This is a genomic window from Mesorhizobium sp. M7A.F.Ca.MR.362.00.0.0, assembly GCF_004023175.1.
Taxonomy (GTDB): Bacteria; Pseudomonadota; Alphaproteobacteria; order Rhizobiales; family Rhizobiaceae; genus Mesorhizobium.
Genome location: NZ_RZTF01000225.1, coordinates 2,221 through 10,668, shown reverse-complemented (window position 1 = coordinate 10,668; position 8,448 = coordinate 2,221). Strand labels below are relative to the sequence as shown.

The following is an 8,448-nucleotide window of genomic DNA, read 5'->3' as shown; positions in this document are numbered from 1 at the left end:
GCCGCTCGACTGAGCAGTTCCACCAGACCGGCAACATCGGCGCGGTCGGCCTTGGCCACCGGCATGAATGCACAGTAGGGATGCCCGAGGCGCACGGAGACGGAGGAGAGCGCAATCAGCCGACCGGCCTCCAGATCGGCGCGCGCCATGACCCGCTGGCCAAGCGCGATACCCAGGCCCAGCCTTGCCGAGGCGATCGCAAGGCTGGACAGGCCGACGCGCCGCCCGTGCGACGGGTCGGGTGAGCGGCTGCCGCCGGAGGCCGCAAACCAGTCAGCCCAGGTCGGGTGCGAGGCATAGTTCGGCCCCCAATTGGTGTGGATGAACTGGCTCTCGTGCAAATCCGCCAGACTCGGATCGCCATTGCCGTGCCGGTGCCAGAATTCCGGTGCGCAGACAGGCAGGACGTCGTCATGGACGAGACGGACGAGTTTCAATCCGGGATAGTGATAATCGCCATAGCTGATGCGCAGGTCGATGTTCTGGCGCATCAGGTCGAGCGGATCGTCCTCGACCCGAACGTCGATCGCCATCTGCGGAAAGGCATCGAGAAGTACCGCCAGCCTCGGCGCCAGCCACAGTTCGGCCAGCGAGAACGGCACGCTGACGACCAGGCGCGTCCGCATCCCGCCCTCCAGCATGCGCTGGCCTATGGCGGCGATGTCTCCTAGTGCCTTCGCCGTCTGTGGATAGATGGCGTGGCCGGCGTCGGTGAGCGCGATGCGATTGCCGCTGCGCACGAACAATTGCTTGCCGAACCAGTTCTCAAGATTGCGTATCTGCTGGCTGACCGCTGCAGAGGACACACCGAGTTCAGAGGCGGCCAGAGTGAAGCTGCCGGCACGCGCCGCAACCTCGAAAGCCTTGATCGCATTCAACGGAGGTAGCCGTTCCACATCGATTCCGTAAGTTTTTCTTGGCCAATCCTAACTATTTTCGGCGTTGAGAGAAAGATTTTTTTGCCGTCTCATAGGCTCGAAACCTTCGGAGCCATGACGATGAAAGACATCCTCGATCTCGACCTCTATCCGCTCGACCGCGAAGGCAGCGCTGAATGGCAGCGCCTTGTCGAACAATCCGTCGCCGCGCTCGAAGCCGACGGCATGTTCAATCTGGAAGGGTTTTTGCGCCCCGGCGTGGCGGAACAAGCCGTGCGCGAAATCCAGCCGGTGATGGCCGCGCGCTCGCATGTGCACAAGCGGATGCACAACATCTACTTCAAGCCTGACATCCCCGAGCTTGCACCCGACCATCCGGCGCTGCGCAAGGTGGAGACCATCAGCCACACCGTCTGTGCCGACCAGATTCCGGCCAGCGTCGTGCTCGCCATCTACGAATACGAACCGCTGCTGCGCTTCCTGGCGGCGACGATGGGCAAGACCAGGCTGCATGTCATGCAGGATCCGTTGGCGCGAACCAATGTCATGGCCTATCGCGCCGGCGAGGCTTTGAACTGGCATTTCGATCGCTCCGAATTCACGACGACGCTGCTGCTGCAGGCAGCGGAATACGGCGGCGACCTCGAATACCGCACCGATCTGCGATCTGACGGCAATCCCAACTATGACGGCGTCGCAAGGCTGCTGGACGGGCGCGATCCCGATGCAAAGATCCTGCGCATGAAGCCCGGCACGCTGAATGTCTTCCGCGGCAAAAACACCGCGCATCGCGTCACCACGGTCGAAGGCGAGCGCGAGCGCATGATCGCGGTGTTTTCCTACTATGAAAAGCCCGGCGTGATGTTCAGCCCCGAGGAGCGGGTCGGCTTCTACGGCCGTGCCGCCTGAGACCGAAAGGCCGACATGCCAACGGCCCCCAAGAATCCGAAGATGACCTCTTGTTAGATTGTCGACAATCTGCTTGTCTTGCTTTCGATTTCCCTGGGAGTGGCCGAATGGCGAAAGCGGATTTCAGTCCGATTGCGGACACGACGCGACGCGCCGAGATCGTCGCGCTGTTGCGGCGCGCGATCCTGACCGGGCAGCTCGCACCCGGCCAGAAGCTCAACGAGCTGCGGATTTCCGAACAGATGCGGGTCAGCCGCGCGCCGTTGCGCGAGGCAATGCGCGAACTGGTCCAGGAAGGCATCCTGACCAGCATCCCCTATGCCGGCACCTTCGTCATCGAGGTCACAGCCAAGGACATCGACGATGCCTATTCGTTCAACAAGGTGATGGACGAGCTGGCCATCGAGCGGGCGTGGCCGCTGCGCGACCAGCGCTTCTTCGACGAGCTCGACCGGCGTCACGAAGCCGTGAAGCAGGCGACCCGTGCGTTGGACACGACACGCCAAATCGAAACCGCGCTGCAACTGCATGGCCTGATCTACGAATGGGCCGACAATTCGGTGCTGCTGGAAACCTGGCAGCGGCTGACCAGCCGGCTGCAGATGTATTTTGCGCTCCACCAGCATGCCCGCAATGAGCCGGTGCCGGCCGAAGACGTTCACGAAACCTATGTGCGGTTGCTGAAGGGCAAGGACATGCGTGCAGCCCAGCGCCATGCCAGGGAGCACATCGATCTCGATTTCGAGGAGTTGCTTGCCTATGCGCGCGACCTCGAACAACGCCCGTCGAGGGGCGCCTGACCCGTTCCCCACCATCACAGACAGCGGACAAGACACGTGCAGATCGAAACCATCAAGGCCTACCATGTCGTGCAGCCCTTCGTGGACGGGCCATACCGCATGTCGAAGGGGCGCGAGGCCGACGCTTTCGACGCGGTGATCGTGTCCATTGCATCAGACAGCGGCATCACCGGCTGGGGCGAGATGGCGCCGCTCGGCAATTTTTACTCGGCAGCCTTCCCGGCCGGCGTTCGCGCCGGCGTGGTCGAGATCTCGCCGCATCTGATCGGCCATGATCCGCGCGGACTAGCCAGCATCGGCCGGCTGATGGACACGGTGTTCAAGGGTCATCCCTACATCAAGTCGGCGCTCGACATGGCCTGCTGGGATCTGGCGGGGCGCGCCGCCGACGTGCCGCTGGTCACGCTGCTCGGCGGCAAGGAAAGCGACACCGCAGAACTCTACAAGGTCGTCACGCACGGCAGCGTCGACGCCATGGCCGCGCTGGCCAAGCGCATCGTCAAGGACGGCTTCCACCGGCTACAGGTCAAGGTCGGCGGCAATGTGCATGACGACATCGAACGTGTCACCGCGGTCGCCGCCTCAGTGCCGAAAGGCACGGTCATCTTCTGCGACGCCAATACCGGCTGGACGCCCTATCAGGCTCGCCAGTTCGCCGACGCGACGCGCAGCATCGACTACACGTTCGAGCAGCCCTGCACCACGATCGATGAAAACATGTCGGTGCGCCGCATGCTCGACAAGCCGATGGTGCTCGACGAATCCGTCACCTCGCTCGAGGCGATGCTGGAAATTCATCGCCTGGGTGCGGCCGACGGGCTGACCCTGAAGATCTCGCGCCTTGGCGGGGTGACGAAGACGCGCCAGATCCGCGACGTTGCCGTCGACCTCGGCTTCATGATCACGGTCGAGGACACGGGCGGCGCCGAGATCGACACCGCGGCCATGGCGCATCTGTCGTTGTCGACGCCGGAAGAGCGCCGGCTGCATGCCATCGCCTTCCATGAATGGGTGACGGTGCGCACGGCGTCGAACATGCCGCCGGTCACCGGCAGCCGCATGGGCATTCCGGACGGACCGGGCCTCGGCATCGACGTCGTTCCCGACCTGCTGGGCAAGCCTTTCTTCGAGGTCGGCCGCTGAGATGAAGATCCGCAGCATCAAAGCCACGCCGATCAATTTGCGCCTCGAAGCGCCCTATGCCTGGGTGTTCGGCGAGCTCGACGGATTTTCGCCGACGATTGTCGAGGTCGAGACCGAGGATGGCTTGATTGGCCTTGGCGAAGCGCCGACGCCAGCGGCGGCCGCGATTATCAACGATGTCCTGGCGCCACGGCTGGTCGGCCGCGATGCCTTCGACATCGCCGGCGCCGAGCATGTCTGCCTGCCCTTTTGGACCGGCGTGCAGTCGATCAACGACCGCACCCGCATCATGGCTTTCGGCGCCATCGAGATGGCTTTGTGGGACCTGCGCGGCAAGGCGTGGAACCAACCGCTCTACCAGTTGCTTGGCGGCGCTGTGCGCAAGGATATCCCGTTCACCGACTATTTTTCGCTGCGCGGTGATGGACCAAAGGTGAAGGGCGAGACGACGCCGGAAGAAGTCGCCGATTATTGCGTCGAATTGCACGAGACGCACGGAACGACCTTCTTCGAAGGCAAGTTCTCGACCGATGATCCGAAAATCTCGTTAAAAATGGTCGAGCTGATCCGCCGTAAACTCGGCGACGATGCGATGATCCGCATCGATTCCAACCAGGCTTATTCACTCAGCACCGCGCGTCGGCTGGCGCGGCCGCTGGAAGAGCTCGGGGTGCGCAACTGGGAGGACCCGGTGGCGACCATCGAGGAGATGCGCGAATTGCGGCGCCATTGCTCGATCCCGTTCTCGACCCACAACATCGACATTGCGCGCGCCATGGAAACCAAGGTTCCGGACGCGTTCGTCGGCAACCCGACGACGCATGGCGGCATCGGCCGGCTGCTGCGCTTCGTCGGCGCCTGCGAGCATGCCGGCATCGATTTCTGGTGCTACAGCGGCGACAGCGGCATCGGCAGTGCCGCCTATCTGCACCTGTGCGCGGCACTTGGTTGGATCAGGGAGCCGAACCAGTCGCTGTTTCGCATGCTGCCGATGGATGTCACCGAGGAAGGGCCGTTTTCGCCAAGGAACAATTTCGTGCGCGTTCCGGAAGGTCCCGGTCTCGGCGTCACCTTGTCGCGCGAGAACCTCGCTGCCTGTCACAGAGACTTTACCGAGAAAGGACCGTGCAACAAGTATCATGACCCGGCAAAGCCCGGAACCTATCGCCGTTTGCCGCTGAACTAGACGGCGGCAGCAGTGCAGCCAGCGGCCAAGAGACGAGAAGCCAACCGCGCGACTTCGGTCAGGAAGGTTGGACAAGACGATGGAGCAGTGCAGCCAGGAAGCCGGCGCGTCCACGCCACGACTGGATGGACCGGACAAAACCGCATGCTAAGGTTTCGGTCGACAGACCTCTCTGGCGGCCGAAAAATGGAGCAATCCACGAAATTTCGTCAACCATAAGAAATAGGGGAAAGGGTAAAAACCCATGAGCAAGAACTTTGGCATTCTCGACCTGATCCGGCGCAATCGCACGCCGCTTGAAAATCACCTGATCGACGGCCTTGTCGACGGTCGTGTCAGCCGCCGCGACTTCGTCCGTCACGGCAGCCTGCTCGGCCTGTCGCTGCCGCTGCTGGGCCGTATCGGCATGGCCGCCGGCCTCGGCGGCATGCCGTCGCTGGCGCGTGCCCAAGGCGCACCCGGCGCCACCATCCGTGTCGCCAGCAGCGTGCCGGCAGCAACGATCGACCCAGTCACCATTGCGGACGCCGGCGGCCTGCTGGTGATGCAGCAGGTTGCGGAATTCCTTTGTGTCGACGGCCCCGACCTGGTGCTGCAACCGGCGCTGGCCGAGAGCTGGAAGCCGAACGACAATGGCACGGTTTGGACCTTCAAGCTGCGCAAGGGCGTAAAATTCCACAGCGGCGGGGAGATGAAGGCCGACGACGTCGTGGCCAGCATCGACCGCCTTGCCGATCCGGCAAACTCGTCGAACGCGCTGTCGGTGTTCAACGGCATCCTGCAGAAGGGCGCTTCCAAGAAGGTCGACGACTATACGGTGGAATTCCACCTCGATGCCCCGAACGGCAACTTCCCCTACATGCTGTCGTCCGACAACTACAACGCCGTCATCATCCCGGCGAGCTACAAGGGCGACTACGAAAAGAGCTTCGACGGCACCGGGCCGTTCAAAATTGAGAAATACACGGCAAAGGTCGGCGCCTCCTTCGTCCGCAACGAGGATTATTGGGGTCCGAAGGCATTGCCGGAACGCACCGAATTCACCTTCTTCACCGATATGCAGCCACAGATCCTGGCATTGCAGGGTGGGCAGGTAGACATCATCAACCAGATGCCGGTGCTGGCCGGCGTCGCTCTGCTCAACGACCCGAACGTCGACATCATCAGCCTGAAGTCGTCGGCCCATCAGCAACTGCACATGCGCTGCGACGAGGGCCCGTTGAAGGATGCGCGCGTGCGCCGTGCCATTGCGCTCTGCCTCGATCGCGACAAGCTGGCCGCCGGCCTGATGAAGGGACGCTCCGCTCTGGGCAATGACAGCCCGTTCGCCGCCGTCTACCCTTCGACCGATACGAGCGTGCCGCAACGCAAGCAGGATATCGCCCAGGCCAAGCAGCTCATGGAAGCAGCCGGCCTTGGCCAGGGCTTCAAGATAACCCTGACCACCGAACGCTACCTGGAAATCCCTGAATACGCCCAGCTCATCCAAAACTGGGTCAAGGAGATCGGTGTCCAACTCGACCTCAACATCCTCGACCAGAGCGGCTATTACGGAGACGCGGTGTTCGGCAAATCGAACTGGCTGGATTCGGTGATGGGCATCACCGACTATGGTCACCGCGGCGTGCCGAACGTCTATCTCGCGGCACCGCTGAAGAGTGAAGGCACCTGGAACGCGGCACACTTCAAGAACAAGGACTATGACGCGCTGGCGACCAGCTACATCGCAGCCCTCGACCTCGAGGCACAGAAGGCCGACGCCGGCAAGATCCAGAAGCTGCTGCTCGAGGAAACGCCTGTCATCTTCGGCTATTTCTACGACTATCTGACGGCGACGGCGAAGGGTGTGGCCGGCGTGCAGCCGACCGCCATGTCGCAGCTGTTCCTCGACAAGGCATCGAAGGCCTGAACGGAAGGGAAAGCCAATCCTCTAACAGCCAGCTCCCGCATGGGGGCTGGCTCCACAAGGAGTCCTAGCCATTCTCTCCTTCCTTGTCCGGCGTGTCTCGCTGTCGCTCGTCACGCTGTTCCTGCTCAGCATCATGGTGTTCCTGGGCGGCCAGGTGCTGCCCGGCAATGTCGGGCGCGCCATATTGGGCCCGTTCGCCGACCAGCGCGCGGTCGACGCGCTCAATCACACGCTCGGCGTCGATCGCCCGCTGCTAACGCAATACTGGAGCTGGATCTCCAACTTCGTCCAGGGCGACATGGGTACGTCCTACATCTTCCGCTCGCCGGTCGCGCCTTTCGTCATCGATGCGCTGGGCAATTCGATGAAGCTGGCGGCGGTCGCCTTCGTGCTGGTGGTGCCGATCGGCATCCTCGGCGGCGTCGTCGCCGCACTCAACCTCAACCGCCCGCTCGACCGCATCATCAGTCTCGGCGGCCTGTCGGTGACGGTGCTGCCGGAATTCGTCACCGGCATCATCCTGATCCTGATCTTTGGTGTCTGGCTGCGCTGGCTGCCGATATCGGCCGCATGGCCGCGCGACGCCGGCTTCTTCACGCAGCTCTATTACCTGATCCTGCCCTCGCTGCCGCTGTTCCTGGTGCTGTTCGGCTACATCGCCCGCATGGCACGCTCCGGCATGATCGAGGCGCTCGATTCCGACTACACGCGAACGGCCGTGCTGAAGGGCCTGCCCTGGCGCACGGTGATCTGGCGGCATGTGCTGCGCAATGCGCTGCTGCCGACCATCACCGTCATCGCGACGCAGACCGGCTACCTCATCGGCGGCCTCGTCGTCATCGAAACGCTGTTTCGCTATCAGGGAATCGGGTCGCTGATCTTCACCGCCGCGCGCGGCAAGGATTTCCCGATGCTGGAATCCGGCATTCTCACCATCGGCATCGTCTATGCCGTGGCCACCCTTGTCGCCGACTTCCTCTATTCCGTGCTCAATCCGCGCATCCGGCTGGGGTCAGATCAATGAGCGCCGTCCAAACCAGCTCTCCGACACCAGACGACACGCGCCGGCGCGGCCCGCTGGCGGAAGTCCTCTTCTCGCTGTTGCGCTCGCGAACGTTCCTTGTCGGTTTCGCCATTGTGCTGTTCTGGGTTGCCTGCGCGCTGTTCGGCGAGCATTTCGCACCTTATGATCCACTTGCCGACGACATCATCAACGCGCTGGCGCCGCCCTCTTCCGAGCATTGGTTCGGCACCGACCAGATCGGCCGCGACGTCTTCTCGCGCGTTATCGTCGGTTCGCGCGACATCCTGACCGTCGCCCCGCTGGCGACCTTGCTGGCGACCGTGGCCGGCACGGCGCTCGGCCTCGTCACCGGCTATTTTCGCGGCCTCGTAGACGATGTCGTCAGCCGCATCCTGGAAGCCTTCATGGCGATCCCGGTGGTCATCGTCGCGCTGCTGGCCATCGTCGCGCTCGGCACCTCCAAAACCACGGTCATCGTCGTCATCGGTCTCAGCTTCGCGCCAATCATCGCGCGCACCGTGCGCTCCGCTGTGCTGGCCGAGCGCGAGCTCGACTATGTCGCCGCCGCACAGCTTCGGCATGAAAGTGCGCTGCATACG

The 8,448-nt window shown here is 62.9% G+C and carries 8 protein-coding genes; 7 read left to right on the top strand and 1 reads right to left on the bottom strand.

The genetic code is table 11. From position 1 onward, the window contains the following. Positions 1 to 896, bottom strand: an 896-nt coding sequence (locus EOC06_RS23840) for a LysR substrate-binding domain-containing protein (RefSeq protein WP_128308937.1), incomplete at its 3' end; no start/stop codon positions are given. 102 nt (positions 897 to 998) lie between these two features. On the opposite strand from EOC06_RS23840, the gene EOC06_RS23835 reads away from it, so the two are divergent. From EOC06_RS23835 to EOC06_RS23805, 7 genes are all read left to right on the top strand, one after another. Beyond that, positions 999 to 1,787, top strand: a complete 789-nt coding sequence (locus tag EOC06_RS23835) for a 2OG-Fe(II) oxygenase (protein ID WP_128308936.1) — start codon at positions 999 to 1,001, stop codon at positions 1,785 to 1,787. Between the two features lie 107 nt (positions 1,788 to 1,894). Continuing rightward, positions 1,895 to 2,587 carry a GntR family transcriptional regulator gene (locus EOC06_RS23830; protein ID WP_128308935.1) on the top strand — a complete coding sequence of 231 codons (693 nt, stop codon included), beginning with the start codon at positions 1,895 to 1,897 and terminating at the stop codon, positions 2,585 to 2,587. 36 nt (positions 2,588 to 2,623) lie between these two features. After that, positions 2,624 to 3,730, top strand: coding sequence for a mandelate racemase/muconate lactonizing enzyme family protein (locus EOC06_RS23825; protein WP_128308934.1), 1,107 nt, complete (start codon positions 2,624 to 2,626; stop codon positions 3,728 to 3,730). A gap of 1 nt (position 3,731) precedes the next feature. Continuing rightward, entirely contained in the window at positions 3,732 to 4,916 is a 1,185-nt protein-coding gene (locus EOC06_RS23820) for a mandelate racemase/muconate lactonizing enzyme family protein (RefSeq protein WP_128308933.1), read from the top strand. Positions 4,917 to 5,160: 244 nt separating this feature from the next. Further along, positions 5,161 to 6,825, top strand: a complete 1,665-nt coding sequence (locus EOC06_RS23815) for an ABC transporter substrate-binding protein (RefSeq protein ID WP_127270250.1) — start codon at positions 5,161 to 5,163, stop codon at positions 6,823 to 6,825. A gap of 70 nt (positions 6,826 to 6,895) precedes the next feature. Continuing rightward, entirely contained in the window at positions 6,896 to 7,849 is a 954-nt protein-coding gene (locus EOC06_RS23810) for an ABC transporter permease (RefSeq protein WP_127270253.1), read from the top strand. Beyond that, positions 7,846 to 8,448: ABC transporter permease (locus EOC06_RS23805; RefSeq protein ID WP_245469977.1), on the top strand; the 603-nt coding region annotated here is incomplete at its 3' end. The genes EOC06_RS23810 and EOC06_RS23805, both read left to right, overlap by 4 nt.